The 26715-nt window shown below is 63.1% G+C and carries 25 protein-coding genes and 1 pseudogene; 8 read left to right on the plus strand and 18 right to left on the minus strand.

Annotation, left to right across the window (positions count from 1 at the left end):
• Positions 1 to 23: 23 nt before the first annotated feature.
• The 5 genes from BLS60_RS01390 to BLS60_RS01410 all read right to left on the minus strand — a co-directional run bounded on the left by BLS60_RS01390 (position 24) and on the right by BLS60_RS01410 (position 6162).
• The gene (locus tag BLS60_RS01390; RefSeq protein WP_092363798.1) at positions 24 to 1361 is read right to left on the minus strand and encodes an imelysin family protein; all 1338 of its coding nucleotides are present in this window, start codon (positions 1359 to 1361) and stop codon (positions 24 to 26) included.
• Positions 1362 to 1512: 151 nt separating this feature from the next.
• Positions 1513 to 3576 (minus strand): putative bifunctional diguanylate cyclase/phosphodiesterase, encoded by a 2064-nt coding sequence (locus tag BLS60_RS01395; protein WP_070881377.1) that lies wholly within the window; start codon positions 3574 to 3576, stop codon positions 1513 to 1515.
• A gap of 289 nt (positions 3577 to 3865) precedes the next feature.
• Positions 3866 to 4447, minus strand: coding sequence for a superoxide dismutase (locus BLS60_RS01400; protein ID WP_092363801.1), 582 nt, complete (start codon positions 4445 to 4447; stop codon positions 3866 to 3868).
• 200 nt (positions 4448 to 4647) lie between these two features.
• On the minus strand, positions 4648 to 5487 hold the full coding sequence (locus BLS60_RS01405) for an EamA family transporter (protein ID WP_092363804.1): 840 nt from the start codon (positions 5485 to 5487) through the stop codon (positions 4648 to 4650).
• A gap of 72 nt (positions 5488 to 5559) precedes the next feature.
• Positions 5560 to 6162: a LysE/ArgO family amino acid transporter gene (locus tag BLS60_RS01410; RefSeq protein WP_092363808.1), complete on the minus strand. Its 603-nt coding sequence runs from the start codon at positions 6160 to 6162 to the stop codon at positions 5560 to 5562.
• Positions 6163 to 6315: 153 nt separating this feature from the next.
• On the opposite strand from BLS60_RS01410, the gene BLS60_RS01415 reads away from it, so the two are divergent.
• The 3 genes from BLS60_RS01415 (at position 6316) to BLS60_RS01425 (ending at position 9438) form a co-directional block, all read left to right on the plus strand.
• Positions 6316 to 7209 (plus strand): LysR family transcriptional regulator ArgP, encoded by an 894-nt coding sequence (locus BLS60_RS01415; RefSeq protein ID WP_092363811.1) that lies wholly within the window; start codon positions 6316 to 6318, stop codon positions 7207 to 7209.
• A gap of 203 nt (positions 7210 to 7412) precedes the next feature.
• Positions 7413 to 8399: an NAD-dependent epimerase/dehydratase family protein gene (locus BLS60_RS01420; RefSeq protein ID WP_092363814.1), complete on the plus strand. Its 987-nt coding sequence runs from the start codon at positions 7413 to 7415 to the stop codon at positions 8397 to 8399.
• 166 nt (positions 8400 to 8565) lie between these two features.
• Positions 8566 to 9438 carry an ATPase gene (locus tag BLS60_RS01425; protein ID WP_092363817.1) on the plus strand — a complete coding sequence of 291 codons (873 nt, stop codon included), beginning with the start codon at positions 8566 to 8568 and terminating at the stop codon, positions 9436 to 9438.
• A gap of 67 nt (positions 9439 to 9505) precedes the next feature.
• Here BLS60_RS01425 and BLS60_RS01430 read toward each other — a convergent pair whose 3' ends face one another.
• From BLS60_RS01430 to BLS60_RS01440, 3 genes are read right to left on the minus strand one after another with little or no spacing between them, the layout of a single operon-like run.
• Positions 9506 to 10555, minus strand: a complete 1050-nt coding sequence (locus BLS60_RS01430) for an alkene reductase (RefSeq protein ID WP_070881384.1) — start codon at positions 10553 to 10555, stop codon at positions 9506 to 9508.
• A gap of 17 nt (positions 10556 to 10572) precedes the next feature.
• Positions 10573 to 11739, minus strand: a complete 1167-nt coding sequence (locus BLS60_RS01435; protein WP_092363820.1) for an MFS transporter — start codon at positions 11737 to 11739, stop codon at positions 10573 to 10575.
• A 30-nt stretch (positions 11740 to 11769) separates the two neighbouring features.
• A complete protein-coding gene (locus tag BLS60_RS01440; RefSeq protein WP_092363823.1) occupies positions 11770 to 12081 on the minus strand; it encodes an ArsR/SmtB family transcription factor in 312 nt (103 codons plus the stop codon).
• Between the two features lie 156 nt (positions 12082 to 12237).
• On the opposite strand from BLS60_RS01440, the gene BLS60_RS01445 reads away from it, so the two are divergent.
• Positions 12238 to 12819: an acyl carrier protein phosphodiesterase gene (locus BLS60_RS01445; protein ID WP_092363826.1), complete on the plus strand. Its 582-nt coding sequence runs from the start codon at positions 12238 to 12240 to the stop codon at positions 12817 to 12819.
• A gap of 6 nt (positions 12820 to 12825) precedes the next feature.
• On the opposite strand, the gene BLS60_RS01450 is transcribed toward BLS60_RS01445, so the two are convergent.
• Positions 12826 to 13779 (minus strand): GntR family transcriptional regulator, encoded by a 954-nt coding sequence (locus BLS60_RS01450; RefSeq protein ID WP_244153340.1) that lies wholly within the window; start codon positions 13777 to 13779, stop codon positions 12826 to 12828.
• Between BLS60_RS01450 and BLS60_RS21430 the strand changes: the two genes are divergently transcribed.
• Both BLS60_RS21430 and BLS60_RS01455 read left to right on the plus strand, forming a co-directional pair.
• Positions 13772 to 13924, plus strand: coding sequence for a hypothetical protein (locus BLS60_RS21430; RefSeq protein WP_167357635.1), 153 nt, complete (start codon positions 13772 to 13774; stop codon positions 13922 to 13924). The two genes, BLS60_RS01450 and BLS60_RS21430, sit on opposite strands and share 8 nt — an antisense overlap.
• 219 nt (positions 13925 to 14143) lie before the next feature.
• On the plus strand, positions 14144 to 15190 hold the full coding sequence (locus BLS60_RS01455) for an AbrB family transcriptional regulator (protein ID WP_092363829.1): 1047 nt from the start codon (positions 14144 to 14146) through the stop codon (positions 15188 to 15190).
• Between the two features lie 6 nt (positions 15191 to 15196).
• Here BLS60_RS01455 and BLS60_RS01460 read toward each other — a convergent pair whose 3' ends face one another.
• Together BLS60_RS01460 and olsB are read right to left on the minus strand one after the other, a co-directional pair.
• Complete coding sequence (locus BLS60_RS01460; protein WP_092363832.1) at positions 15197 to 15976, minus strand: lysophospholipid acyltransferase family protein; 780 nt, start codon at positions 15974 to 15976, stop codon at positions 15197 to 15199.
• Between the two features lie 120 nt (positions 15977 to 16096).
• Positions 16097 to 16855 (minus strand): L-ornithine N(alpha)-acyltransferase, encoded by a 759-nt coding sequence (gene olsB, locus BLS60_RS01465; RefSeq protein WP_070881390.1) that lies wholly within the window; start codon positions 16853 to 16855, stop codon positions 16097 to 16099.
• A gap of 242 nt (positions 16856 to 17097) precedes the next feature.
• Between olsB and BLS60_RS01470 the strand changes: the two genes are divergently transcribed.
• Together BLS60_RS01470 and BLS60_RS01475 are read left to right on the plus strand one after the other, a co-directional pair.
• On the plus strand, positions 17098 to 17391 hold the full coding sequence (locus tag BLS60_RS01470; RefSeq protein WP_070881391.1) for a hypothetical protein: 294 nt from the start codon (positions 17098 to 17100) through the stop codon (positions 17389 to 17391).
• A 124-nt stretch (positions 17392 to 17515) separates the two neighbouring features.
• Positions 17516 to 18673, plus strand: coding sequence for a phospholipase D-like domain-containing protein (locus tag BLS60_RS01475; protein WP_092363835.1), 1158 nt, complete (start codon positions 17516 to 17518; stop codon positions 18671 to 18673).
• Here the strand turns inward: BLS60_RS01475 and BLS60_RS01480 are convergent.
• The 7 genes and pseudogenes from BLS60_RS01480 to BLS60_RS01510 all read right to left on the minus strand — a co-directional run bounded on the left by BLS60_RS01480 (position 18648) and on the right by BLS60_RS01510 (position 26661).
• Positions 18648 to 19961: a sensor histidine kinase gene (locus tag BLS60_RS01480; RefSeq protein ID WP_092363838.1), complete on the minus strand. Its 1314-nt coding sequence runs from the start codon at positions 19959 to 19961 to the stop codon at positions 18648 to 18650. The genes BLS60_RS01475 and BLS60_RS01480 overlap by 26 nt on opposite strands.
• Before the next feature lie 118 nt (positions 19962 to 20079).
• Entirely contained in the window at positions 20080 to 21255 is a 1176-nt protein-coding gene (locus BLS60_RS01485; protein WP_092363841.1) for an MFS transporter, read from the minus strand.
• Complete coding sequence (locus tag BLS60_RS01490; protein WP_092363844.1) at positions 21252 to 21791, minus strand: TetR/AcrR family transcriptional regulator; 540 nt, start codon at positions 21789 to 21791, stop codon at positions 21252 to 21254. The genes BLS60_RS01485 and BLS60_RS01490 overlap by 4 nt, the downstream gene beginning before the upstream one ends.
• 161 nt (positions 21792 to 21952) lie before the next feature.
• Positions 21953 to 22312: a hypothetical protein gene (locus BLS60_RS01495; RefSeq protein WP_092363847.1), complete on the minus strand. Its 360-nt coding sequence runs from the start codon at positions 22310 to 22312 to the stop codon at positions 21953 to 21955.
• A pseudogene (locus BLS60_RS01500) lies at positions 22309 to 22638 on the minus strand (FAD-dependent monooxygenase); the annotation flags it as partial. The gene BLS60_RS01495 and the pseudogene BLS60_RS01500, both read right to left, overlap by 4 nt.
• Before the next feature lie 39 nt (positions 22639 to 22677).
• Positions 22678 to 25302, minus strand: a complete 2625-nt coding sequence (locus BLS60_RS01505; RefSeq protein ID WP_092363853.1) for a bifunctional diguanylate cyclase/phosphodiesterase — start codon at positions 25300 to 25302, stop codon at positions 22678 to 22680.
• Positions 25303 to 25569: 267 nt separating this feature from the next.
• The gene (locus tag BLS60_RS01510) at positions 25570 to 26661 is read right to left on the minus strand and encodes an NADH:flavin oxidoreductase/NADH oxidase (protein WP_070881398.1); all 1092 of its coding nucleotides are present in this window, start codon (positions 26659 to 26661) and stop codon (positions 25570 to 25572) included.
• Between the last annotated feature and the right edge of the window lie 54 nt (positions 26662 to 26715).

The raw sequence follows: 26715 nt of genomic DNA on the forward strand, positions 1-26715 counted from the left end.
ACGTTACAGCTGAGCGTTTTCGATCAGAACTCGTGATCGGCGGTGTCCGGGTTCAGATCGCTGATGCCCAGTTTGCCGGCAGCCTGCTCGATGGCGCCGGTCTGCTTGACCAGAGCAGCAATGGCGTCACGTACCAGTTGCTGGCCTTCGGCATTATCAGCAGCAATCAGCTGGTCGAAATGCTGGCCTTTCTCGGCGCTGTCGACCAGAGCCTGCAGCTTGGCTTCGGTGGCTTCCAGGTCTGCTTTCAAGGTGCTGTCGGCTGCGGCGTCTGCCTTGGCGACCAGCGACGACAGGCCCGGGCCGCTCAGGGTGCTGCCGTCGGCCTTCTTGTACTCGCCCAGGTAGACATTGCGAATGCCTTTGCCGTTGTAGAAGTGCGAGTTGTGGGTGTTGTCGCTGAAGCAGTCGTGCTCGTCTTCAGTGGAGTTGGCTTCCAGCGCGACCTTCATGCGTTCGCCAGCCAGCTCGCCGAGGGACAGGCTGCCCATGCCGAAGAGCATCTTGCGCAGACCGTTCTCGGCGGATTCGCTTTCCAGCGTGGCGCGGTAGTTGTCGGCAACGCCGGCTTTCCACTGGCCGGCCATCTCGTCGAGGTCGGCGACCAGCAGCTCGGTAGCGGCCTTCAGGTAGGCACGACGACGCTCATTGTGACCGCCGGTGGCACCATCGCCTACCACGTAGTCGGTAGCCGGACGCTCGCCTGCACCTGGGCCGGTGCCGTTCAGATCCTGGCCCCAGAGCAGGAATTCGATGGCGTGGTAACCGGTGGCGACGTTCGCTTCGGAGCCGCCCAGCTCGTTCAGGCTGGCGAGCAGATCGGGGGTGATTTCAGTGACGTCGAGTTTGTCTTCGCCAACCTGAATCTCGGTGTTGGCGATGATGTTGGCGCTGGCGCCCGGGTTGCCCAGCGCGTGCTGGTAGTCGCTATCCACATAGTCGATCAGGCCTTCGTCCAGGGGCCAGGCGTTAACCTGTCCTTCCCAGTCGTCGACGATGGTGTTGCCGAAACGGAACACTTCGCTCTGCATGTACGGCACGCGGGCTGCCAGCCAGGCTTGGCGGGCAGCCTTGAGGGTTTCGTCATTCGGCGTGGCGAGCAGGGCGTCGACCGCCTGCTGCAGGGTCTTGGCGGTGCTGGCGGCGTCGTCGAACACAGCGGATGCGATGTCGGCGTAGTGCTTGACCACGGCCTGTGCAGCGGCTTCGTCGAAAGCGCTGGCTGCTGCTGGCGCGCTGCTGGTGCTCGCTTGCTCGGCCGGGGCGGCGGCTTGGTTGGCAGGCGCTTTGTCTTCGCCGCAGCCCGCCAGAGCGATGGCGATGGTCAGCAGGCTGGCAGAGGCCAGGGGCATACGAATCATGACGAAATCCTTTGCTGTTAATGGGGAGCGCGAGTGGTAGGCCACGCGAGCTGCGACATAATGCGAAAGATTTTCATTTTACGCAAAGGCTTGATGTGCGACCGCCCATTCAGCGCCCGCTGATTCTTGGTCAGCAGGCGCGGCGCTGGTATTACAGGGTGGCGGGGTTAATGCGTTGCAACGTGCGGGTGGACTGCTTGAGGTATTGGGTCAGTTCGCGAGCCGGCAACGGTCGGCTGTAGAAGTAGCCCTGACCTTCGTGGCAACCCTGGGCGATGATGTACGCCTCCTGCTCGGCGGTTTCCACGCCTTCGGCAATGACCTGCATGCCCAGGCTTTTGCCGAGCTGAATGATGGCGCGAACGATGGTCGCATCGTCCTCGTCGTCGAGCAGGTCCTGCACGAAGCTCTTGTCGATCTTGATCTTGTCCAGCGGCAGGCTCTTCAGGTAACTCAGTGACGAATAGCCAGTGCCGAAGTCGTCGATGGCGATCAGCGCGCCGGAGCGGCGCAGGCTGAGCAGGTGTTGGGCCGCTGTGCTGATGTCTTCCATCAGGCCGGTTTCGGTGACTTCCAGCTCGAGGCTGCGCGCCGGCAGGCGGTACATCTGCATCAGGTTGTGAACCACCCGCGGCAGCTCGGCGTGATGAAGCTGCACGGTGGACAGATTGACTGCCATGCGCAGGTCGTCGTAACCCTGATCGTGCCACTCACGCAACTGCCGGCACGTCTGGTCCAACACCCACTCGCCAATCGCGATGATGCTGCCGTTCTGCTCGGCCAACGGAATGAACAGATCCGGCGCCACCAGGCCATGCTGCGGATGCTGCCAGCGCAGCAGCGCCTCGACACCCACCACGCGGTGATCGGCATAGCTGACCTGCGGCTGGTAGACCACGTGCAGCTGGTTCAGCACCAGCGCATCACGCAGATCCTTTTCCAGCTCGCGGCGGCGACGCATTTCACTGTCGACGCTGGCGATATAGAACTGGTAACGGCTGCGCGACCGGCTCTTCGCCAGGGTCATGGTCTGCTCGGCTTTCTGCAACAGCTTCTCGGGGCTGTCGCCGTCCTCCGGGAACAGGGTAATGCCGATGGTGGCGCGCAGCTGCACCTGATGGTCATCGAGCACGAATGGCGCCTCGAGATCGTCCAGCACGCTCTGCGCCAGTTCCGCTGCCTCGTAGGGCTGCTCGATATCGGCCTGAACCAGAACGAATTGGTCGCCACCCAAACGTGCCAGGGCACCCAGCCGACCGCTGTGGCTGCGCAAACGGTCAGACAGTGCCAGCAGCAACTGGTCGCCGGTCTGGTAGCTGAACTGTTCGTTGATGCCTTTGAAATCGTCCAGCCCGACACACAGCACCGCGACGCGGCGCTGCAGGCGCCCGGCATCTTCGAGGATCTGATCGAGCTGCTGCTGCAGCTGTTGGCGATTCGGCAGGCTGGTGAGGAAGTCGTACTGGGCCATGCGCTGCAGGCTGTTCTCCGCATCGTGGCGCAGGCGGGTGTTGCGTTCGATCGAGGCGAGCAGCTGGTTCGCCGTGTTGATCCATAGCCCAAGCTCGTTCTTCTCGTTGCCAGCGAGCATCGGCAGCTTGTGCTCGCTGGGGCGGTCCGGGTTGATACGGCTCAGGTGTTCGATGATCTTGGTCAGCGGCTTGGTAAGCAGCCAGTAATACACCAGGTACAGCACTAGGCCCATGGCAAGTGCGCGCAATACGCCGGAAATGAAGATGATCACCGAGTTGGTGACGAAGCTCTCGCCGTACAGAGCGGTGTCGAGTGTGATGTTCAGGTCGCCGTAGTATTCGTTGTATGGCTCGCGGCCGACCAGGCGAATGGAGAAGTGCTGTTCTTCACCGAGGATGGGGTCAGTAAGCCAGCGAGTGGGCAGCTCGGCCAACGGCCGGTCTCGCTGCGCGAGCATCTGTTCGCCGGGGTGGCCGATTGAGGCCTGGCGCACCGATTCGTGTTGAAACAGGCCTTCGACGACCTGCATGCCCATTTCCCGGTCCAGGCTGTAGACCGCTTGCGTCGAGGGATCGCGGAACATGCCGAGAATGCGCTGGGCATCGCTGGTGATCGAGTGGCGGGTCTTGTAGACATCGAAGACGATCTGCCCAAGGCTCAGCAGCACACCGACCGCAAGCGCGGACAACAGCACCACGCGAAGCAGTTTCACGGACAGGCTGTGCTTGAGTTCCAGCTTCAAATGGCAGTTCCTTATGCGTTACCTGATCGCGTGATTGAGTTGAGTATTGGCAAAGTCGCGGTGGCAGTCAAAGACTTGAGTGGTTGCGCATGCTGGTGCGTCCTCTTGACCACGCCAACCCGCATTGTTTCGGAGACTGTAACCAGTACTTGAGGACCGTCTGTCGATACTTTCAGATCACCACCTGTCGCACCCTGTAACCCCTCAGGCAAAAATGCCCCCCTGACTCGCATCAGGAGGGCATCTCTATGTAACACCGCGGGCTTGCTGGCAAGCGTTGCGGCTGGGATCAGGCCGTAAAGTTCTTCGCGACGAAGTCCCAGTTGACCAGATTCCAGAACGCCTCGACATATTTCGGACGGACGTTGCGGTAGTCGATGTAGTAAGCGTGCTCCCACACATCGCAGGTCAGCAGCGGGGTGTCGCCAGCGGTGAGCGGGCAACCGGCGCCGATGGTGCTGGACAATGCCAGGGAACCGTCAGCTTTCTTGACCAGCCAGCCCCAGCCGGAACCGAAGGTACCGATGCTGACCTTGCTGAACTCTTCTTTGAATTTGTCGAACGAGCCGAAGGCCTTGTCGATCGCCGCGGCCAGTTCGCCGGTAGGCTGACCGCCACCGTTGGGGCTCAGGCAGTTCCAGTAGAAGGTGTGGTTCCACACCTGGGCAGCGTTGTTGAAGATGCCGCCGGAAGAGGTCTTGACGATTTCTTCGAGGCTCTTGCCTTCGAACTCGGTGCCAGGCACGAGGTTGTTCAGGTTCACGACATAGGTGTTGTGGTGCTTGTCGTGGTGGAACTCCAGAGTTTCCTTGGAGATGTGCGGCTGCAGAGCATCGTGTGCATAAGGCAGCGGCGGCAATTCGAAAGCCATGGTGATTCTCCTAATCAGGTCAGTTGCGATGAGCGCAAGGCCGATCACGGGCGGCCAAACATGCGTCGGCGGGTTTATACCCTTTGCGACGCAGGGCAGCGATCATAGCACCGGGGCTAGCGCATAACCACGCGGCAACTGTGCGGGAAAGCGGTGCTAGAGGGCTCGACGACGACTTAAGCGTTTCGCTTGTCAGGCCCTCAGGCGAGCTTCATCAACGCGACACCCGCAAGGATGATCAGGCAGGCGAGCAACCGAATCGGCGGCAGGCTTTCGCCCAGCCACAGGCGACCGATCAGCAACGCGAACACCACGCTGGTTTCGCGCAAGGCGGATACCAGCGCCACAGGCGCCTGAGTCATTGCCCAGATGACGATCGTGTAGGCAAGCATTGACATGCCGCCGCCCACCAGCCCGGCGCGCCAGTGCGGGCCCAGTTCGCGAACGACACGTGGGCCGCGCTGGCCGAGGATCACCAGCGCCATCACCAAGCCGTTCACGGTGAACAGCCACAGCGAATAGGACAGTGGATCACCATTGGCACGCGCGCCACTGGCATCGGCGAGGGTATAGCTGGCAATGAACAGGGCGGTCATAAGCGCACACAGCAGCAGGCCGCGACTGGCCTTGCCGCTGCCGCCACGTACCGCCATCAGCCAGATACCGGCAACCAGCACAGCCAGCCCGAACAGTTGCCCGCCTGGCAGCACCTCACCAAGCAGCAGAACCGACAGCCCGGCCACCAACAGTGGCGAGCTGCCGCGCGACAGCGGGTAGACCTGACCGAGGTCGCCGTACTGATACGCGCGGCTGAGAAATACGTTGTAGCCGATGTGTAACAGCGCCGAGAGCACGATCCACGGCCATGCCGCGGCATTAGGCATGGGCACGAAGGGCAGGGCGAGCAGCGCGATGGCACCCGCGCCGATCTGGATCAGCGAGGCGGTGAGGAAGCGATCCAGACCGATTTTCAGCAACGCGTTCCAGCCGGCATGCAGCGCGGCCGAGGCGATCACCATGACAAAGACGCTGGTTGGCACAGGCACTCCGGCAGGTTTCGACGGGGCCGCAGCATATCACCGGCGTGCACGCCGGGCCTGCCCCGGCGCCGGTTACAGCGGGTTGGCGATCAGCTGCCAGGCGATGGCGAACATCATCGCCGCCACGCTCAGGTCGATGATTCGCCAGGTCAGCGGGCGGGCCAGCCAGGGTGCCAGCCAGGCCGCGCCAAGCGCCAGGCACGAAAACCACACCAGCGACGCGCTGGCTGCACCGGCTGCATAAGCCTCGGGGACACTCTGCTGAGCGCCGAGCGAGCCAATCAGCAGCACTGTATCCAGATAGACGTGCGGGTTGAGCAACGTCACGGCGAGCGTTGCCAGCAACACGGCGCGCAGCGAACGCGGCGCGGCACCCTCGACCTGCAGTGCGCTAGGCCGGCAAGCGCGGTGCAGGGCCTGGGCGCCGTACCAGAGCAGAAACGCCGCGCCGCCCCAGCGGGCAACGCTCAACAGCAGCTCGCTCTGCAGCAGCAGGGTGGCCAGGCCAAACACGCCGGCGCTTATCAGCAGCGCGTCGCAGACGATGCACAGCAGCGCCACCGGCAGATGGTGCTCGCGGCGCAAGCTCTGAGCGAGGACGAAGGCGTTCTGCGCCCCGAGGGCGACGATCAGGCCGGCGGTGATCAACAAGCCATTGCTGTAGCTCTGCCACATGTTCAGTGCCCCTGTAGCGGAGTGGAAAATACGAAGTTGCCGAAACCTGACATGCGCGATGACATCCTGAGCAGAAATGAGATGGCTGTCAGTCTGCGAGGATTGCTTGTATAAGGAAAAACAATATTGCTGATCACGCATTAGGAAAATCGATTGCTCGATTACAAGTTGCTGGCCGCCCTTGCGGCGGTCGTCGAACAAGCCGGCTTCGAGCGCGGCGCCCAGGTGCTGGGTCTTTCGCAGTCGGCGGTGTCGCAGCGCATCAAGCTGCTGGAAGCACGTGTTGGCCAACCGGTATTGCTGCGCGCGATGCCGCCGACGCCTACCGATGTCGGTCGGCGTCTGCTTAACCACGTGCAGCAGGTGCGACTGCTCGAGCGTGACCTGCAGGAGCAGGTACCCGCTTTGGAGGCCGAGGGTGAAACCCAGCGGCTGCGCATTGCGGTCAATGCTGACAGTCTGGCCACTTGGTGGGCGAAGGCCGTAGCGGAGTTCTGCGCGAGCCACCGCGTGCTGCTGGAATTGGTCGTCGAGGATCAGCAAGTCGGCCTCAAGCGCATGCGCGCTGGCGACGTCGCCGCCTGTGTGTGCGCCGCGGAGCGACCGGTGTCCGGTGCGCGCAGCCTGGCGCTCGGCGCCATGCGCTATCGGGCCATGGCCAACCCGCAGTTTATCGCCCGGCACTTTCCACAGGGCGTGACGGCCGAACGATTGGCGCGGGTGCCGGCTATCGTGTTCGGCCCGGACGACCAGTTGCAGCACCGCTACCTGAATGAACTCGGCCTGACGGGCAGCTTTCTGCATCACCTGTGTCCGTCCTCGGAAGGCTTCGTTCGCCTGACTGCCGAAGGGCTCGGGTGGGGCATGGTGCCCGAGCCACAAGTGCACGAAGCGATGGCCAGCGGCGCGTTGGTCGAGCTGCTCGCCGACCGGCCCATCGACGTGCCGCTGTACTGGCATCACTGGCGCAATGGCGGCGAACTGCTCGACCGCCTGACCGGGCATTTGCATCGTCATGCCGGCGATTATCTGGTGCCGTTGGCGTAAGAGCCTGCTCGATGCCTGCTGCACGTCGGTGATGCTGCGTTGATGTCGGGCTCAGAAAGCTCGGTATAACAAGCAACTGCACTTCTTCGCCCGCTTTCGCCTCGCCGGGCGCCGGCTGTGGCTCGCGAGGCTTGGACAGGTTGTACTTGGTCTGCCCCGTAGCGATAGTTTTATAGTGCGCCGACGAGCGAGCGGAGAATGTAATGAAGATTTTAGTCACCGGAGCAAGCGGTTTCATCGGCGGGCGCTTTGCTCGGTTTGCCCTGGAGCAAGGGCTCGACGTGCGTGTGACCGGGCGCCGCGAAGACGCGGTGGAGCACCTGGTGCGCCGCGGCGCGCAGTTCGTGTCCGGTGACCTGAGCGATCCAGAAGTAGCCCTGTCGCTGTGCAGCGACGTCGAGGCTGTGGTGCATTGCGCCGGGGCCGTCGGCGTTTGGGGCCGCTACGACAGCTTCCACCGCGGCAATGTACTGCTGACCGAGAATGTCATCGAGGCGTGCCTCAAGCGCCGGGTCCGCCGGCTCGTTCACCTGTCGTCGCCGTCGATCTATTTCGATGGACGCGATCATGTCGGCCTGCGCGAAGAACAGGTGCCCAAGCGTTTCTCCAGCCATTACGCACGCACCAAGTTCCTGGCTGAACAGCGGTTGTTTGGTGGGCAGGAGTTCGGTCTGGAAGTAATCGCGTTGCGCCCACGCTTCGTCACCGGCGCGGGTGATGTGAGCATCTTTCCGCGGTTGATCGCCATGCAGCGCAAGAAGCGCCTGGCGATCATCGGCAACGGGCTGAACAAGGTCGACTTCACCAGCGTGCACAACCTCAACGAGGCACTGTTCAATGCGTTACTGGCCGCCGGGCCGGCGCTAGGCAAAGCCTATAACATCAGCAACGGCGCGCCAGTGCCACTCTGGGATGTGGTCAATTACGTGCTGCGCCAGCTCGAACTGCCAGTGGTCACCCGCCATGTGCCGATCAGCCTGGCGCGCAGTGTGGCAACGCTCAACGAAGGCCTTTGCAGCGTGCTGCCAGGGCGTCCCGAGCCTGCGATATCGAGGCTGACGGTGGACGTCATGAGTCGCAACTTCTCTCTCGATATCAGCCAGGCGCGGGAACAGCTGCACTACGAGGCCAAGGCCGATCTGTGGTCGGCGCTGGACGAGTTCTGCCGCTGGTGGCGGGCGCAGAGTTAGGCAATGCCGTTCCGGTCGGCAGGCTGCCACGGAACCTCAGCGGCTCCATGCAGGTCTTGTGGCATTGCCGCGCTTCCTTCGCGAGGTGCGACACTGAAGCGCCCCGTGCGAATCGGTATACTGCGCGGCAATCTGCCCCCACCGTGGTTTTCTCAAGGTCTTTCTCATGCGTAACGATGCCCACGACGACTTCGATGACGTGCCCAGCCTGAAGCCGGATCCGCGTGATCAGGATGATTTCGACCCCGAGCCGCAGCCCTACGCCCGTGCCGCGGCGCCCGCCAAGGCGGCAGCCGCACCGCGTGCGCCCAGCACTGGCCCGCTGTGGGCGCTGGTCGGTGCGCTGAGCATCGCGCTGGGCGCCGTAGGCTGGTGGAGCTTTCAGCAGATCAACCTGATGGAACAGCAACTGGTCGCCACCCAGGAGAGCTTCGCGCGTATCAGCGAGGAGGCGGCAGGCCGCATTCAGGACATCTCCGGCAAGGTGGTGGCAGCTGAATCCAACGTCACCACCGGCAGCGAGGCCTTGCGCCTGCAAGTGCGTCAGCTGGAGAACAAGGTCGCCGAACTGACCAAGCAGCAACAGGCCGCGGGTGGTCAGCAGAGTGGCCAGGACAAACGCATCGAACAGTTGGTCGCCGACCTCAAGGCGCAACAGGGCGACAGCGGCAAGTACGACGACAGCCTGAAAACGCTGAGCACCGAGCAGGGCTCGCTGAAAAGCGAACTGGCAGCCGTTAAGAGCGAGCTGGCCACGTTGAAAAGCGTCCAAGGGGACGCCGGCAAGCTGGCCGCTCAGGTCAAGAGCCTGACGGGTGAAGTCGACGCCTTGAAGAAAGCCGGCAACGCAACCAATCCGGCCGTCGACCGCCTGGAGCAGGACTTGCTCGTGCTCAAGAGCCAGCTGGATAATCGCCCGGCGCCCAGCAACAACAGCGGCACGGCCGAGTTCGATGCGTTCCGCGCGCAGACCACGCGCAGCGTGAATACCCTGCAGGCGCAGATACAGAACCTGCAGCAGCAAATCGACGCTCGCTAAGTCGGATTGGCGCCGATACGAAAAGGCCCGCGTGAGAACGCGGGCCTTTTTTATTGCGCAGTGAATGTCACAGGCGCGGGTAGTCGATATAACCAACCGGGCCGGGGGCGTAGAAGGTATCACTGTGTGCTTCGTTCAACGGCGCGTCCTGGCGTAGGCGCTCGGGCAGGTCCGGGTTGGCGATAAAGGGCACACCGAATGCAACGGCATCCGCTTTGCCGCTGGCCAGCCAGGCATTCGCTTGCTCCTTGGAGAAGCGCTCGTTGGCGATGAATACGCCGCCAAAGGCTTCTTTCAGGCTTGGCGACAGGCTGTCGTCGGCTTCCCGTTCGCGGGCGCAGAGGAAGGCGATGTTGCGTTTGCCGAGCTCACGGGCCACGTAGGTGAAAGTTTTCGCGCGGTCGGAGTCGCCCATGTCGTGGCTGTCCGCACGTGGCGCCAGGTGTACGCCGACACGGCCCGGTTGCCAAACGCTGAGCACCGCATCGGTGACATCCAGCAGCAGGCGTGCACGGTTTTCCAGCGAGCCGCCGTAGTTGTCGGTGCGCTGGTTGGTGCTGTCCTGCAGGAACTGGTCGAGCAGGTAACCGTTGGCAGCATGGATTTCCACGCCATCGAAACCGGCCGCCTTGGCATTTTCCGCACCCTGGCGGTAGGCCTCGACGACATCGGCGAGTTCTTCGCTTTCCAGGGCGCGCGGGGTCACGTAATCCTTCATCGGACGAATCAGGCTGACGTGGCCGGAGGGCTTGATGGCGCTCGGCGCGACGGGTAGCTCGCCGTCCAGGTAGGACGGGTCGGAAATCCGCCCGACGTGCCACAGCTGCAGCACGATCTTGCCGCCGTTGGCATGCACGGCCTTGGTCACCGCGCTCCAGCCGCGCACCTGGTCATCGGACCAGATGCCCGGGGTATTCGGGTAGCCCACACCCATCGGCGTGACCGAGGTGGCCTCGCTGATGATCAGGCCGGCCGAGGCGCGCTGTACGTAGTACTCGGCCATCAGCGCATTGGGCACGCGGCCTTCGTCGGCGCGGCAGCGGGTCAGAGGCGCCATGATGATGCGGTTGGCGAGTTCCAGGTCGCCGATCTTGATCGGGTCGAACAATGTGGTCATAGCCTTGATCCTCGGGGTTATTCGTTGAGTACGGTGTGCAGAGCGGGTGTTCGGGTGGAAAAGGTCAGCAAGGTGGCGATCAGCGCCAGGCCGGCCAGCAGGGCGGCGGCCAGCGGCACGCTGGTAAGGCCGTAGCCACCGGCGATCACCAGCCCGCCGACCCATGCGCCCAGGGCATTGCCTAGATTGAAAGCGCCGATGTTCAGGGTCGACACCAGGGTCGGCGCAGCGGCGCCGTAGGTGACCACGTTGACTTGCAGAGCAGGCACGGCAGCAAAGGCGGCCACGGCCCAGAGAAACAGGGTGATTTCTGCCGGGATCAGTGCCTGGCTGCTCCAGCTGAATAGCGTGGATATCACCGCCATCGCGAGGAACACACCGAGCAGCGTGCGCTTCAGGTTGCGGTCCGCCAGGCGGCCGCCGAGCACATTGCCGAGCGTCAGGCCGAGGCCGATCAGTAGCAGCGTCCAGGTCACCCCGCGCGGCGATACGCCGGTGACTTCACCGAGCAGTGGCGCGATATAGGTGAACAGCGTGAACATCGAGGCGGCGAACAGCGCTGTGGTGCTCAGCGCCAGCCACAAGCCGCCGCCGCGCAGTGCTGCAATCTCACGGCGCAGGTTGGCGCGCGGCTCGTCGGTACGGCGCGGCAGGGCCAGCCACAGGCCGATCAAGGCAATCACGCCGATCAGGGTCACCGCCCAGAAGGTCGAGCGCCAGCCGGCTGCCTGGCCGAGGGCCGTGCCCAGCGGAACGCCCAATACGTTGGCCAGGGTCAGGCCGGTGAACATCATCGCCACCGCCGAGGCGCGGCGGTTGGCCGGTACCAGGCTGGCGGCCACCACCGAGCCGATGCCGAAGAAGGCGCCGTGGCACAGGGCGGTAATCACCCTGGCGACCATCAGCATCTGGTAGTCGCTGGCCATGGCACAGAACAGGTTGCCGGCGATGAAGATGCTCATCAGTGTCAGCAATGCGGCCTTGCGCGGCCAACTGGAGGTGACCAGGGCCATGAACGGTGCACCCAGCGCTACGCCCAGGGCGTAACCGGTGACCAGCCAGCCGGCGCCAGGAATCGACACGCCCAGGTCGGCGGCGACTTCAGGCAGCAGGCCCATGATGACGAATTCGGTGGTGCCGATCGCGAATGACGACAAGGCGAGGACGAGTAGGGCGGCGGGCATGCCATCAGCTCCTTGAGTAGGGGGCGTGGTTCAGAGTTGTTCGCCGAGCAGGCGAAGGAAGGCGGCGATGGTGGCGTCGTTGCGCTTGAAGAAATTCCACTGGCCGACCTTGCGGCTGGTCACCAGGCCAGCGCGCTGCAGGGTGGCCAGGTGCGCCGATACCGTGGATTGCGACAGCCCGGTGCGTTCGTCGAATTTGCCGGCACACACGCCGATGTCGAACGCGTGGTCCTGCTGGACGAAGTACGCCTCCGGCTCCTTGAGCCAGCGCAGGATGTCCCTGCGTACGGGGTGGGCAATGGCCTTGATCACCTCGTCGAGATCGATGTCGGCAGCGCTCATGAACTCTCCTGATATCGGTGCAACGCAATATCGCGATGCGGCGAACTGTATATCGGAGCTTGGCGATATACAGATCGTTCAGGCAGATAGTGCCTATCGACCGGCGTGATGGACGGGCACTCGCTACGCGCAGCCTGAAGATTTAAGCTGCCCGACATGAATTACCTCGCACACTTGCACTTGGGCGGCGACGCGCCCGCCGAGCTACTCGGCAGCCTCTATGGCGATTTCGTCAAAGGGCCGCTGGCCGGGCAATGGCCGGCCGCCATCGAGGCGGGCATCGCGCTGCACCGGCGAATCGACGCTTTTACCGACAGTCACCCGCTGCAGGCGCAGGCCCGTGCGCGTTTTCCGGCACAGCGTCGGCGCGTTGCCGGAATTTTCCTCGATTTGTTTTTCGATCACTGCCTGGCGCGCGATTGGCAGCAGTACAGCGATCAACCGCTGCAGCGTTTTACCAGCCGTGTGTATGGTGTGCTGGCCGCCGAGGCGCAGTTGCCGGGCAACCTGCAGCACATCGCCCCGCGCATGGCTGCGCAGGACTGGCTCGGCAGCTACCGGGATTTCGAGGTGTTGGAGCAGGTGATCGCCGGCATGTCGCGGCGTTTGTCACGACCGGGCTTGCTGGACGGTGGGCTGGAAGATCTGCGTGGTCTGTATGAGCCGCTCAGTGATGACTTCAGCGCGTTCTATCCAGCGCTGATGCGCTTCGCTCGCGAGCAGCGCGCCCAGCTGTAGAGCACTTCAGTCCTCGCTCTGCAGGCCGAGCCGTTCCAGTAGCGCCGGATTGAGCTTGTTACGTCTGGCACCTTCGAGGTGGGCGCGCAGCCTATCTGCTGCGCCAAGGCGATCGCCACGTTCGATCAGGTCGAGGATTTCCAGGTGCTCCAGCACCTGTTTGCGGCGCGTCGGGCGCGGCAGATCAACGCGGTACTCCACCAGCCTGCGCAGGCCGTTCAGGCGTTTCAGCGATTGCAGCAGAAAGCGGTTGCCCGAGAACCCGGCAAGGATTTCGTGGAATTTCGAGTTAGCCTCGAACAGCTCCTGGGTGGTCATGCTCAAATAGCCCGTCTCGGCGATGTATTCCTGCTGCTGGCGACACAGCGCCAGCACCTTCTGGTCGACCTGGAAGGTCGGTGACAGCAGGCCCGCCGGCTCGATGGTCACGCGAAAGGTGAAGCTTTCCTCGTAGGCTTCCACCGAGTCGATCACCGGCAGCATCTTCCAGCCCTGGCCGGTGCGTTGCTCTGCCCAGCCTTCTTGCTGCATGCGCAGCAACGCCGAACGCAGCTCGCTGCGCGACACATCGAACTGGCGCATCAAGTCGATTTCGCTGATGTGCTCTGGGAGCTGCCGCGCCACGCGCAGCTCGACGAATTTCATGTACACCGAATGCTCTTCGGCCTCGGCGATTTCCAGCACCAGATCGTTGAGGTCGTCCGCGGCGCGGGCGAGGAAGAAGCCGCGGTTGCGGTCATGTTTGAGCATGCCGCGTTCGGTGAGGTGGCCCAGCACTAATTTCACCGGTGTACGCGAGGTGTTCAGCGTTTGCGCCAGCTGTGATTCGGCAAGGTGGTGGCCCACCGGCAGCCGCTCGTGGCGAACGTAGGCGATGATCTCGCGGGCGACACGTTTTTGCAGGGCAGTGAGCGTCATCGAATGGGTGCTGTCCTGGGCCTTGGCGTGGGAAGTGAGCATTGCCGCATGGCTGATCGTCACCACGCAGGGACAGCATTCTGCTACGGAATCAGCGCTTCGCAAAGTGGCAGTGGTGGCAAGATTGCTCGGTCTTTTATTGTTTTATATTTCAATTAAGAGCAATATTGTTGCCGTCGATCACTGATCGAAACGCTCTATATCGATGATCCGGTTCGATATGGCGGATTCCGACCTGAACGATATTGCGACAAAGATCAGCAAAGTTATTGGTCAAGGTGCTTTCAAATCCCCGCCGCGCCCGATCAGCCTGAGCACCCTCGCGCTCGGGCCCCGATCAGCAACACCAGACAAGCGCGCCTGAGCGCAAGGCCAGGCCGCAGCACACACCATCTGAGAGGACTGCATGCACAAAAGCCACTGGCTGAACTACCTCGGAACGCCTCTGGTAGGCGCACTTGGCGCGTTGATCGCCAGCGCCATCGGTTGGCCGCTGCCGTGGATGATCGGCTCGCTGGTGGCGGTGATTGTGCTGCGCTGCATGACGCCCTGGCAGCTGCAGCCGTTCCCCGGTGGCCGCAAGTTTGGCCAATGGATTATCGGCATCGGCATCGGTCTGCACTTCACGCCCGCACTGGTGGCGCAGATCGCCGGGCACTTGGTGCCCATCGTCATCGGTGCGTTGATCACCGTACTCAGCAGCATCATCGGCGTGTGGTTCATGCGCCGTACCGGCGAGACCATGGCCACCGCCTATTTCTCCAGCATGCCCGGTGGTTCGGGGGAGATGGTCAATCTGGGTGCCCGCAATGGCGCCGAACTTACTCGCGTCGCTGCGGCGCAAAGCCTTCGCGTGGTTGCCGTGGTGTTGCTGGTGCCGGCGCTGTTCAAGTTTCTGGTGGGCGAGGGCGAGGTATACCAGCATGCCGCCCACGCGGACTGGCCGTGGCTGGCGCTGATCCTGCCGTTGGCAGCAGGGGCAGGCTGGATCATGCATCGCTGCAAGCAGCCGAACCCCTGGCTGTTCGGGCCGCTGCTGGTCAGCGCCGCGTTCAGTATCGGCTTCGATCTGAGCAGCACGCTGCCCGCAGGTGCCAGCCAGGCCGGGCAGTTGATGATCGGCAGCGCCCTGGGCTGCTTCTTCAATCGCGCGTTCTTCCGCTACGCGCCTTCATTCCTGGCGCGCACCCTGATCACTACGCTGGCGATGATGTTGGTGGCGTTTCTGGCGGCGCTGCTGATCGGCTGGTTGAGCGGGCTGGATTTCCAGTCGCTGACCCTGGGCATGATGCCGGGCGGCATTGCCGAGATGAGCCTGACCGCAGAAACCCTGCAATTGGCAGTGCCGTTGGTGACCGCCATGCAGGTGATCCGGCTGTTCCTGGTGTTGTTTTTCGCCGAGCCGATCTACCGGCGCTGGCTGCGCGCCGACAACCCGTTGCCCGCGCGCTAGCGTAGCTCAGGCGGCCTGGGCGGCTACCTCTGGACTGTCTGCCGGGCCATACAGCGCGGCGTTGATCGCTGCATGGGCACGGCGGGCCAGCTCGTTGCGATTGCCCGACTGGCTGTCGATCGGCTCCAGCAACTGGATCTCCACCTCGGCAACCTCACTGTTCATCAGACGCAGCAGGTGCGAGAGCATGTCATCGTCACCGATGAAGGGCGCCACGGTGCACACCTTGCCATCGCGCAGATACCGAATGGCCACGGGCTGCAGTTCGATACCGCTTTCGATGGCGCTGCTCAACAGGCGGCCATGGAACGTGCGCAATGCTGTGCCGTCGCAGGTGGTGCCTTCCGGGAAGATCAACAGGTGCCGGCCACTGTTCAGGTGGCGGCCCAGCTGTTGATTGAGCAGGCCGCCATCGCCGGCGCCGCGGCGGATAAACAGCGTGCCGGCCTTGTGCGCCAGCCAGCCGGCCACCGGCCAGGTGCGCACCTCGGCCTTGGAGAGGAACGACAGCGGCGCGAGCCTGCCGATCAGTGGAATGTCCGTCCAGGAAATATGGTTGCTCAACCACAGCATCGGCTTGTGCGGGACTTGCCCGTGCACGCTGACGCGAAAGGGAAGGGCGTTGCTCAAGCGTGCCATGAACCAGCGAGTCATGCGCTGGCGCACGCCCATCAGTTCACGATGGCTCAGGCGCTCCATGGGAACCAGCAGAGCCGCGAGCAGGGTGCCCAGTGCGATCACCGCCAGCAGGCGGATCAGGCGCGAATACAGACGCAATTTGCTCATCGGGGCGGAACCTGCACGAACTGAATAGATAAAAGGGCCCAGCGCTGGCGCTGGTCAGGCAGTCGCTGCGACCGGCGCGGCATTATTTACCGCGCCCAGCCGCTGTCGGCAAGCCTGCGCTCAGACCGCCGCCTTGAAATGCCTTGCGTAGCGCGGGCACAACTCGTCGCGCTTGAGCAGGATGAACACGTCGGCGACCTGGAAGTCCTTGTCCCAGCACGGCTCGCCGCACACCTTGGCACCCAGGCGCATGTAGGCCTTGAGCAGCGGCGGCATTTCGGCGATGACGTTGCCGGCCAGCTCCAGCGCGGGCAACGGCGTTTTCGGTTCGGCGCGCAGGTTCTCAGTACACAGGTGGCGTTCGCGCAGGCGTTGCATGATGGCTTGCGCCTGGATGCCGCCGTCCTGCATGGGGATGCTGGCGCAGCCCATCAGGTAGCGGTAGCCGCCCTCGTTGAGCACCTCGGCCAGCTCGGCCCACAGCACGGCGATAGTGCCGCCATTGCGGTAGGCAGTGTCCACGCAGGTACGGCCAATTTCCAGAATCGGCCCTTGCAGGTGACGCAGACCGTGCAGGGCGAACTCCTCTTCGCTGTAGAAACGGCCAAGGCCTGCAGCCGCGTGGTGATCGAGCAGTCGGGTGGTGGCGACCAGCTCGCCGCTGCTCAGGTCGCGTACGCCGATGTGTCGGCAGTGCAGGTCATAGTCATCCATGTCCAGGCCCAACTCGGCGCCTTTCAGCTTGGCGTTGAACTCGGCGCTGAACACACGGAAGCGCAGCGCCTGAGCTTCACGCAGGGCGTGAGGGCTGGTCAGGCGCTCTGCCTGCAGGCGACGGGGAGCGGTGCTGCGCGCGGGTGCGATGGCGTTCTGGGTCATGCCTTACCTCCGTTGCCGGTCGGGGCAGCGCTGCTGCGCACGCGAACCGGTTAGCCTGCTGACCTGAGCACACTCAGGAAACAACTGCAGGCTAGGCAGGGCGAGTGTCACCACTGTGAAGCTTCGGTGATGCTTGTGTGACAGGCATTCAGGTACAGATGGATGGTTTAAATCAGCCCGTGGGTTCAGTCCGCTGGCGACCTTGCTTACCATGTGCGCCCGATTGCCCACGAGTGCGTCATATGTTCTTCATCAGAAACCTGGGGTTGCCCTTCATCCTCATCTTCGCCGGGCTGGTCGCGATGATGGGTTTGCTGGTGCTGTCGCAGCAAGGCGGCTCGCTGGCAGGCTGGGCACAGGCTGCACGGGCGATCTTTCCGTGGATGATCGTGCTGCCTGCCAGCGGGGCGTTGTGGGTGGCACTGCGGTTGCTGCAAATCTGGCAATGGCGTCGCGGCACCTTGAACGGTGGCTGCCCGCGCTGCACGGGGGTGATGGCTGGCGATCGCTGTCGTATGTGCGGCCATCGCCAGTGAACCATCACCCGCACACAGGCGGCCTTTGCAATGCGCACGTAGGCAGCTATCGTGGCGCATCCCCAGCACCCGGCCGAGATGTCATGCGCCTGTCGTTCTACTTTTTGCCTTCTGTGAGTGATTGATGCCCGGTCAGGTATTTCCCTGGCGGGAAGGTAATCGCTTCACCCTGCTCAACGACGGCCCGGCCTTCTTCCCGCGGATGATCGCCTGCATCGACGCAGCCAGCGCGACCATCGAACTCGAGCAATACCTGGTGATCAGCAGCGGCTGTACCGATGCCCTGTTGCGCGCCCTGTGCGCGGCAGCGCAACGCGGCGTGGCGGTGCGCTGCCTGTTCGACGCGTTCGGCAGTCAGGGTCTGAACAGCACTGATCGACAGGCCATGCTCGATGCCGGCGTGCAACTGCGTTGGTACAACCCGCTGCGTTGGCAGCGTGGCGGGCGCAACCTCTACCGCGACCACCGCAAATTATTGGTGGTCGACGACCACGTGGCGTTCGTTGGCGGCACCGGTTGCACCGATGATTTCTGGCTGCCTGGCGAACCAGAGAGTGCATGGCACGAGGTGATGGTGGAAATCGACGGCCCGCTGGTGGCTGACTGGCTGCAGCTGTTCGACCGCCAATGGCAGGCCAATAATGCTCGATTCGCCTGGCGGCCCTATCTCACGCCGCACCGCAAGCCGCTGCCGCGCTTACCCGCCGCCGGGTCGGGCTGGGGCAGAGTGGCCTACGCCGACTCCCGTCAGCACCGCGATATTCTGCAATCGCTGATCCGTGCACTGAACGCAGCCGAGCAGCGGGTATGGGTGGCTACGCCGTATTTCCTGCCGACCTGGAAGGTTCGCCGCGCCCTGCGCAAGGCCGCCGCGCGCGGCGTGGACGTGCGCCTGCTGCTCAGTGGCCGGCACACCGACAACCCGCCCGTGCGTTTCGCTGGCCAGCGTTATTACCCGCGGCTGCTCAAGGCCGGTGTGCGCATCTTCGAATTCCGCCCGCGCTTTCTGCACCTGAAGATGGTGCTGGTGGACGACTGGACCAGCGTAGGCTCCTGCAACTTCGACCACTGGAACCTGCGTTTCAATCTCGACGCCAACGTCGAAACCGTGGATGCGGATTTCACCCTGGCCGTGCAGCAGAGCTTTGAAAACGATTTTCCGCAAAGCCGCGAAGTCGACCTCGACATGTGGCAGGCCAGGCCATTGTGGCAACGCCTGCGTCAGCGCCTGTGGGGCTGGCTGGATCGTGTGGTGGTCAACTTGCTTGATCGGCGACGCTGATGCGGCCCAGCACCCGCAGGTAGATATTCATGGTGGTGCCGGCACCGGGCGCGGTGTCGACGCGCACGTCACCGCCGGTGTTGTTGGCGAACTCGCGGGCTTGCGCCAGCCCCAGCCCTGTTCCGTGGCCGGCCTGCTTGGTGGTGAAGAACGGCGCGAAGATCTTGCTGGCCAGCTCCGGCGACATGCCGGGCCCATCGTCTTTCACGCTGAGGATCAGGTAAGCGCCATCGTTGAGCTGTAAATCACTGCTGACCTGTTGCAGGCGCGTGGCGATATGCACCTGGCCGCGGCCGTGCATCGCATCACGCGAGTTGCTCAGCAGGTTGAGTAGCACGGCCTGCAGCTGCACCTCATCGCACATCACGCCGACGTCCCTGGCAGCGAGGTCGAAGCTCAGCTCGATGGCCGCGCCCACGGTGCCCGCCAACAGGCTACGGGAGCTTTCAATACGCTCGCTGATGTCGATGCAGACCAGCTCCGGTCCGTCCTGACGCACATTGGCCAGCAGTTGGCGGATCAGCTCACCACCTTGCTCCACCGCCTTTAGGCCGGTCTGGCAGAAGCGCTCTACATCCGCAGGGCGCCGTGCGCGCAGATTGGCCATCTGCAGGCTGGCGCTGAGCACCTGCAGCAGGTTGTTCACATCATGGGCGATGCTCGCCGTGAGCATGCCCAGCGACGATACGCGGCGAGCATGGCGCAGCGATTGTTCGGCCTCGCGGTGCTGGGCCTGAGCGTGTTCCAGTTGCTCAAGCAGCTCGCTGGCGCGCTGCTCGCGGTGCGCTTCGTGCAGGCGCAGCTGGAGCAGGGCAGCGGTCTGCCGCGCCAACGCCTGCAGGGCCTTGCGCTGCGAATCGCTAAGCGTGCGCGGGCGCGTATCTATCACGCAGACGGTGCCCAGCGGATGGCCTGTATCGGTGCAGATCGGCGCGCCTGCATAAAAACGGATATAGGGAGGGCCTAGCACCAGCGCGCTGTGCTGGAAGCGCGGGTCGATGGCCGCATCCTCGATTATCAGCACCTCGTCTGGTTCCAGAATCGCATGGGCACAGAACGCCAGGTCACGGTGAGTCTCGCTGACCGGCAGGCCGATGCAGGCCTTGAACCACTGCCGTTCCCGGTCGACCAGGGAGACCAGCGCAATGGGCGTATCGCACAAGGTGGTCGCCAGCAGCACGACATCGTCGAAGCCTTGCTCCGGGGCAGAGCCGAGCACATCGAGGTGCTCGAGCGAGAGCGCACGCTCTTCCTCATTAAGCGGGAAAGGGGCTGGGCGATGAGGCATCGAAGGGGGACCGCAGATAAGGGGTGGCGGCATGATGCGCCGTGCCCAAATCGACAGCAAGCGACTTATTCCGCGAGGCAGCGGGCAACGCTGTTACCTGCGGCGACCGACGGACGACTCACTGGCGGTGGCTGCATGGCTCCGGGTGGGCAGCGCTGCCGGCGTCAGGTGCTGATCGCGGCCGAACGTAGATGGCCAGGCACGCCGCAACGGCAAAGATCGCCAGCGCGCCGACTGTGCCGGTCACGCTCAGGGTTGCGCCGAATAGCGGCGTACCGACAGCCTGGCCGAGCGCCAGGCTGAGAAACGGGATGCCCAGCCCCAGGTCCGGGCGATCGGCGAGCAGCTTGATGCCCTGAATCAAAAACGTCCCGGACGACACGATATAGGCCGCGCCGAACAGGCCCATGGCGGCAAAGCCGTACCCCGGCGAGAAGGCGGTCGCCGCCAGGCCCAGGGTTCCAAGGGCAATTCCGAGTAGCGCGCAGCCGTGTACCCGTGCGGCGCCAAACCGATTGGTCAGCACGCCGGTGAGCGAGCCGCTGATACCGGCCGCGCCCACGACAACCCAGACCCAGGCCAGGCGCTCATCACTAAAGCGAAAGTCATTGCGCAGGATGTCAGCGCCAAACGTCCAGATAGCGGTGCTCGACAGTCCCATCAACGCTGCGCTTGCGCACAGGGTAAGTACGCCAGGCCGGCGCAGAATTACCAAGGAAGGCTTGCTGGCACCTTGCTCGCTCTTGCACGACGGCACCGCGAACCAGATCCATACCGTGACTCCTGCGCCGATCAGCGCAAACAGGCCATACAGCTCGCGCCATGCACCTGCAGCCAGCAGCGCCGCCATGCCGGAAAAAACGATCCCCGCGGCTGTGCCGGCGTTGATGGTGCCGTTGGCCTTGGGGCTGTCGCGATCATTGAACCGGGCAGCGACGGCGGTCGCCAACGGTGGTGAGGTCAATCCCGTGCTCAACCCGGCCAATCCGATGCCCATGCCCAGCGTCCACCCTGAGGATGCGACGGTCACCAGGCCCATGCCCAACGTGGCCGCCACGCCAGCTGACAGCGCGATGCAACGAGCGCCTACTACACCGATGGCGTAGAAGGCCAGCATGATTCCCACGCAATAAGCCGCGAAGGCGCTACCGCCAATCCACCCTGCGGTGGTGACGTCCAGCGACAGTTCATTGCGAATCTGCGGCAGCAGCAGCCCGTAGGCGAACCGTGCCAGCCCATAGGACAGCGCCGTCAGGGCAAAGGCTGCCGCGACGAGGTTCAGGCCGCGTTTCATGGTCGACCTGCTTTGGCGAGAGCCAGCAGGGCAGATGCAGCGTCCCTGGCATCGTCAATGACCGATGCGCCGGCCACGCTGGCCGCAGCCGTGGCGCCTTCGAACAACAGCCAGAGCTGCGTGCACAGGCGCTCATCGTTTCGACCCAGGGCGAGCTCCACGCGTTTTGCGATGTCCTCGCGGAACTCGACTTTCTGGCCCTGCACCAGTGAAACGATCTCGGTGCTCGCTTGAGCATATTCGGCGCGAGCGCGCAGCAACATGCAGCCAAGCGTGCCGTGTTCTATCACCCAACCGCGCAGCGCGTTGAACAGCGTCTCGATGTCGCCTGGCTGCGCTTCGAGCCGTTCCATGAAAGCACGGTGGCGCGCTTCAAGAACGGCGAGAACCAGTCCGTCACGCGAGCCGAAGTGCTTGTAGAGCGTGCGGGTCGAGACGCCGGAAGGCGCGATCACCCGGTCGACACCGATGCCTCGGAACCCCTCTGCCTCGAACAGGCGGGTAGCCCCTGCGATTATTTCAGTACGTTTATCCATGGCTTGAGTGTAAAACGATCGCTTTACTTGTCAAGCGCATGGCTACCCACTCCGGCACCGGGTCGATACGTGGTGGGTAATCTGTCCCGCTCGATCTTTGAAGTTGTACGGTACGGTCAGGCTCGGGAAATCCTGCCGCGGACTCGGGCACGCTGCGTCGTTCATAGCTCTGACCTGACCTCGACACTGCTATCCGTGACGACAGCCGTGACGGTGGTGGCGGTGGTGAAATAAACCGGCTTGCTACTTATCTGTCGGCCGTCGGGATAATTCACCACGAACCCCATGGCCGACTCACCGGCTACTTTGAAGCGGCGCTTGGCACCCGGTGAAAGGGCGGGAAGCTGTTTTCGCTGAGCATCCCACCGCGCTTCAACCTGCACCTCGACGCCTGAATGGTTGTGAATGACCATGGTCGGCGTTGCCCAGTAGAGCGCGCCCAGGAACAGCGCGGCGTAGACGGCTGACAGGGTGAGGAGGACGACGGCAAGCCGCCGCAACAGTGTCCATGATCGGGTCATATCGGGTCCGTTAACGGTGCATAGCTTCGCTTGTACAGCTTATTGCCTGCCAACTTCAGCAGGGGAATACGCCCCCAGGCGGGTAAGCCGCGCATCTTGTCGCGCGCGACACATTGCTTCTGTACCCAGTCGACGCGGGGCTTGCGGCGGCGCATATAGGCGGCGAATGCGTCCTTGAGGGTTGCCGTGGTAGCCAGCGTCTCGGCCAGCACCAGCGCATCCTCCATGGCCATCGCTGCACCTTCCGCCATATTCGGCGAGGAGGCGTGTGCCGCATCACCGATGAGCACCACCCGGCCCTTCACCCAATCGTCCATGACCACCTGCTCTACACGACTGAAATGGACCTGAACGTGAGCGGGGTTTCATGTATCGATGGCGGCGCTCGGGCCCGGCGCAATGGCCACTGCGGCATGCTGATGGCGCGCCGCAATAAGTGCGTTGAACTGTTGTAACGACTGCGGGCGGCCCAGGTAGTGACCCTGCGCTTCGTCGCAGCGGATGCTGGCGAGATCCTTTAGCTGGCTTTCCGATTCAATGCCTTCCGCTGTCACCGTCATTGCCAGCGCCCGGCCAAGCCCGATGATCGATTCGAGAATAGCGATCGCCGTGCTCTTGGTTTCCCCCTGCAGATCGGCAATAAAGCTGCGATCGATCTTGATCGCATCAAAGGGATAGGTGCGCAGGTAACTGAGCGACGAATAACCCGTGCCGAAATCATCCATCGACAAACGAACCCCCAAACGCTTGAGGCCGATCATGATCTCCAGCGCAGAAGCAGAGTCCCTGAGCATCACGGTTTCGGTGATCTCGAGTTCCAGGCGGCCGGCATCCAGGCCTGTTGCTTCGAGCACACGACGAACGCGCGTGATGAGATCGCCTCGCTGGAACTCGACGGATGACAGGTTGACGGAAATCAGCAGCTCGGCAGGCCATTCGGTTGCCGCTTTGCAGGCTTTTTCCAGCACCCAATCGCTGAGCGCAATGACCAGCCCGGTCTCTTCGGCGACGGAGATGAAGTGGTCCGGCATCGTTCGTCCCCGTACCGGGTGTTGCCACCGCACCAAGGCCTCTGCTCCTGAAACCACCTTCGCGCCAACCGAGAAGCGGGGCTGAAACTCCAGAAAAAACTCGGACCGGCGCAGTGCATTGCGCAGGTCGGTTTCGATCAGGCGGCGGTCAATCACACGTTGATTCATTTCTGCCGCATAGAACTGCCAGTTGTTCCTTCCCGCGGCCTTGGCTTCGTAGAGCGCAATGTCCGCGTAGCGCAACAAATCACCGGCATGCACGGCATCCTTCGGTGCGATTGCCACCCCGATGCTTACGCCCAGGGAAATTTCATGGGCTCCACTGACGATAGGTTCGCCGATAGCCTCACAGACCTGCGCGCATAACCTTTCGAGACCGCGCTCATCAGCCAGCCCTTCGATGACCAGAACGAACTCATCGCCACCCAGCCGCGCAACCACATCCCCTTCGCGCACGCAGTGTTTCAAGCGTAGCGCTACTTCACAGAGCACCTGATCGCCGATCGAGTGGCCGAAGGTATCGTTAACCGGCTTGAATCGGTCCAGGTCGAGACTGAGCAGGCACAGCGGGCGGCTGGTGACCCCGAGCCGCGTGTCCAGGTAGGTGTGGAGATAGCGACGATTGGCCAGGCCAGTCAGCGCGTCGTGCTCAGACATGTGGGTTATCTGCCGCTTGGCTTCGACCTCTTCGGTGATATCCGTGACGGTCCCTCGGTAACCACACACGTCTCCATCCTTGAGAATGCTGCGAATCGAGAGCAGGCAGTGGTGCATGCTGCCCAGGGCGTCAGCGTATGAGCACTCGATCTGCTGCCGTGCCGCTGGCGCGTGCTCGGCCGAAACGGTTGGAGCACTGCAGGCAGCAATATCCACCCCCAGCAGATCGCCGAGCTTTTTGCCTGCCCATTCGCAGCTTTGCAACCCGGTCATGACCGAGAAACGTCCCGACACGAAGGTGAGGCGGCCGTGCGTGTCAGTTTCCCAAATCCAGTCCGATGAAGACTCAGCCACCGATCGGAAGCGTTCCTCACTGAGAAGCAGCGCGTCCTGGCCGGCATCAAACAGTCCTGATGCGCGTAGCAGCCGCCGCTGCAGGGCCCAAAGGAGTACTGCGAACAATACGGCCGTCAGCACTAGCAGCGGCAATAGCGCCAGCAGGAAGGCATCACCGGGTCGTGTCGGCGTCCAGGTGAGGAGCAGCTCTTCACCGAATGCTGACTGGAGCGACACGAACAGCAGGCCATCCTCTCGCTGTTGAAGGGTACGCAGATCAGCCACTTTGGCATCGAGCCCGAGCGCTTCGATATCCAGAATATCTACAAAAAGCATCACCGAGGTATTGGCAAGAGCTGCCCTGCCAACCACCTCATCCGATTTGATCGATGCGGCGTAGACGAGAGCCTCCGCGCCGTTGACCAGGTAATAGCCGTATACGGCTTGGTCGAGGTCAGCGCGATCTCGGGCCGCCGCCAGGAGAGGCGTCAGGTCAGCGGAAACGTACTGGGTGGCAGTCACCGAGCTCAATTCGCCTTCGACCACTGCATAGCGAGTGTCCTGGGCGGGGCCCACGATGAACACCCCGTCGATGGAGTAGCTGTTGAACAGCGAGCCCCCCATATTGTCTCGCTCATAGGCCCAGTCGACGTCCACGGTATCGCCACCCGCGGATGCATAGGCATCGTTCCAGAAGGCGTAGTCCTTCAACGCAGTTCCGGTCGACTGCACCTTGGAGCTGACGGAGCGCAATATGGAGGACGTGTTCAGCTCAACTTGCGCAACGTTCTGTTTGAGAGCGATCGAGATCAGTGCCGCGCAGGCGATAACCAGCAAGCTGGCCATCAGTATCGCGAAGCCAACAGCGTATCTTCTGGTGACGTCCGTGTAGCTACGCATGGCGCCGAAATCTTCAGGCATTGTGATGACCACCTTGTACTGTGCAACCAGAGCCTGGATCGACATCGCCGGGCAGCTTGACGTTGTCGGCGGCTAGCCGGATTACATGAGTCTAGTGTGGTTATCGGCTCGTTCGTGTGCTGATTTCGGAGCATTCATCAGGTGCGCTGTCGCCAAGTGTCATTGACGCGCGAGCGACGGCCGCGACGGCGCTGGTGGGCAGGGTAAACAAAGGGTGGGTCGTGGACTGATCCACCACTGGCTGGCGCAGCCTGCTCTCTGCACAAACGAGTTCGCCGGCTACCAGGTAGCCGGCGAGTTTACTGCCACCCGTTAGCGGTAGCGTTCAAGCCAGTGTGCGTAGGGCGCGGGCAGCGTCCAGGAGGCCTTGTCGACGCCCAGTTCCTTGGCAGCGAAGTACGGCCAGTGCGGGTCGGCGAGGTGGGCGCGGCCGATCGAGACCAGGTCGAGGTGACCGGCTTTCACTGCTTCTTCCGCCAGTTGCGGCGTGCCGAAGCCCCAGGCCGAGGTCACCGGGATGCCGGCTTCGCGGCGCACGCGCTCGGCGATCGGGCCCATGAAGGCCGGGCCCCACGGAATGTTGGTATCGGGGATGGTGAAGCCGACGCTGACACTCAGCAAATCCAGGCCGCCGGCCTTGAAGCGGCGAGCCAGTTCGATGGACTCTTCGAGGGTTTGCTCGTCGCGGCCGTCGTACTCGATCACGCCGAAGCGGGCGGTCAGCGGCAGGTGCTCCGGCCACACTTCACGCACGGCAGCGAGGGTTTCCAGCAGGAAGCGGCTGCGGTTGTCGAAGCTGCCGCCGTAGGCATCGGTACGCTGGTTGGAGTGCTCTGAGAAGAAACTCTGGCCGAGGTAGCCGTGAGCAAAGTGCAGCTCGATCCATTCGAAGCCGGCATCGCGGGCGCGGCGGGCGGCGTCGACGAAGTTCTGGCGAACCCGTGCGATGTCTTCCAGGGTCATGGCGCGCGGTACTTTCGGCAGGTTGGCGCCGAAGGCAATCGCCGATGGGGCGATGGTTTCCCAGGCACGTGCATCGTTGTCGGCGATGTGGTCGTCACCTTCCCACGGGCGGTTGGCGCTGGCTTTGCGGCCGGCGTGAGCGATCTGGATGCCGGGCACCGAGCCGGCCGCCTTGATGGCTTTGACCACCGGCACGAACGCCTGGGCGTGCTCATCGCTCCAGATGCCCGCGCAGCCTGGGGTGATACGGCCTTCTGGCGCCACGGCGGTGGCTTCAACGACCAGCAGGCCAGCGCCGCCGCGTGCCATGCCGGCCAGGTGAACCTGATGCCAGTCATTGATGATGCCGTCTTCGGCCATGTACTGGCACATCGGCGGGATGGCGATGCGGTTGCGGAGGGTGACGTCTTTCAGTTTGAAGGGTTCGAACAGCGCAGACATGGGTTAACTCCGAGTGGATATCGTTCGTTACTGTTGTTCGATCATAATCGAACT

This window comes from Phytopseudomonas seleniipraecipitans, from assembly GCF_900102335.1.
GTDB classification, from domain to species: domain Bacteria; phylum Pseudomonadota; class Gammaproteobacteria; order Pseudomonadales; family Pseudomonadaceae; genus Aquipseudomonas; species Aquipseudomonas seleniipraecipitans.

Bases quoted from the DNA above. Each gene is read 5' to 3' on its own strand.
- BLS60_RS01390 (WP_092363798.1), bottom strand. From the start codon at position 1,361: ATGATTCGTATGCCCCTGGCCTCTGCCAGCCTGCTGACCATCGCCATC.
- BLS60_RS01400 (WP_092363801.1), bottom strand. From the start codon at position 4,447: ATGGCTTTCGAATTGCCGCCGCTGCCTTATGCACACGATGCTCTGCAG.
- BLS60_RS01410 (WP_092363808.1), bottom strand. From the start codon at position 6,162: ATGTGGCAGAGCTACAGCAATGGCTTGTTGATCACCGCCGGCCTGATC.
- BLS60_RS01420 (WP_092363814.1), top strand. From the start codon at position 7,413: ATGAAGATTTTAGTCACCGGAGCAAGCGGTTTCATCGGCGGGCGCTTT.
- BLS60_RS01425 (WP_092363817.1), top strand. From the start codon at position 8,566: ATGCGTAACGATGCCCACGACGACTTCGATGACGTGCCCAGCCTGAAG.
- BLS60_RS01430 (WP_070881384.1), bottom strand. From the start codon at position 10,555: ATGACCACATTGTTCGACCCGATCAAGATCGGCGACCTGGAACTCGCC.
- BLS60_RS01435 (WP_092363820.1), bottom strand. From the start codon at position 11,739: ATGCCCGCCGCCCTACTCGTCCTCGCCTTGTCGTCATTCGCGATCGGC.
- BLS60_RS01440 (WP_092363823.1), bottom strand. From the start codon at position 12,081: ATGAGCGCTGCCGACATCGATCTCGACGAGGTGATCAAGGCCATTGCC.
- BLS60_RS01445 (WP_092363826.1), top strand. From the start codon at position 12,238: ATGAATTACCTCGCACACTTGCACTTGGGCGGCGACGCGCCCGCCGAG.
- BLS60_RS01450 (WP_244153340.1), bottom strand. From the start codon at position 13,779: ATGCTCACTTCCCACGCCAAGGCCCAGGACAGCACCCATTCGATGACG.
- BLS60_RS01455 (WP_092363829.1), top strand. From the start codon at position 14,144: ATGCACAAAAGCCACTGGCTGAACTACCTCGGAACGCCTCTGGTAGGC.
- BLS60_RS01460 (WP_092363832.1), bottom strand. From the start codon at position 15,976: ATGAGCAAATTGCGTCTGTATTCGCGCCTGATCCGCCTGCTGGCGGTG.
- olsB (WP_070881390.1), bottom strand. From the start codon at position 16,855: ATGACCCAGAACGCCATCGCACCCGCGCGCAGCACCGCTCCCCGTCGC.
- BLS60_RS01470 (WP_070881391.1), top strand. From the start codon at position 17,098: ATGTTCTTCATCAGAAACCTGGGGTTGCCCTTCATCCTCATCTTCGCC.
- BLS60_RS01475 (WP_092363835.1), top strand. From the start codon at position 17,516: ATGCCCGGTCAGGTATTTCCCTGGCGGGAAGGTAATCGCTTCACCCTG.
- BLS60_RS01480 (WP_092363838.1), bottom strand. From the start codon at position 19,961: ATGCCTCATCGCCCAGCCCCTTTCCCGCTTAATGAGGAAGAGCGTGCG.
- BLS60_RS01485 (WP_092363841.1), bottom strand. From the start codon at position 21,255: ATGAAACGCGGCCTGAACCTCGTCGCGGCAGCCTTTGCCCTGACGGCG.
- BLS60_RS01490 (WP_092363844.1), bottom strand. From the start codon at position 21,791: ATGGATAAACGTACTGAAATAATCGCAGGGGCTACCCGCCTGTTCGAG.
- BLS60_RS01495 (WP_092363847.1), bottom strand. From the start codon at position 22,312: ATGACCCGATCATGGACACTGTTGCGGCGGCTTGCCGTCGTCCTCCTC.
- BLS60_RS01505 (WP_092363853.1), bottom strand. From the start codon at position 25,302: ATGTCGATCCAGGCTCTGGTTGCACAGTACAAGGTGGTCATCACAATG.
- BLS60_RS01510 (WP_070881398.1), bottom strand. From the start codon at position 26,661: ATGTCTGCGCTGTTCGAACCCTTCAAACTGAAAGACGTCACCCTCCGC.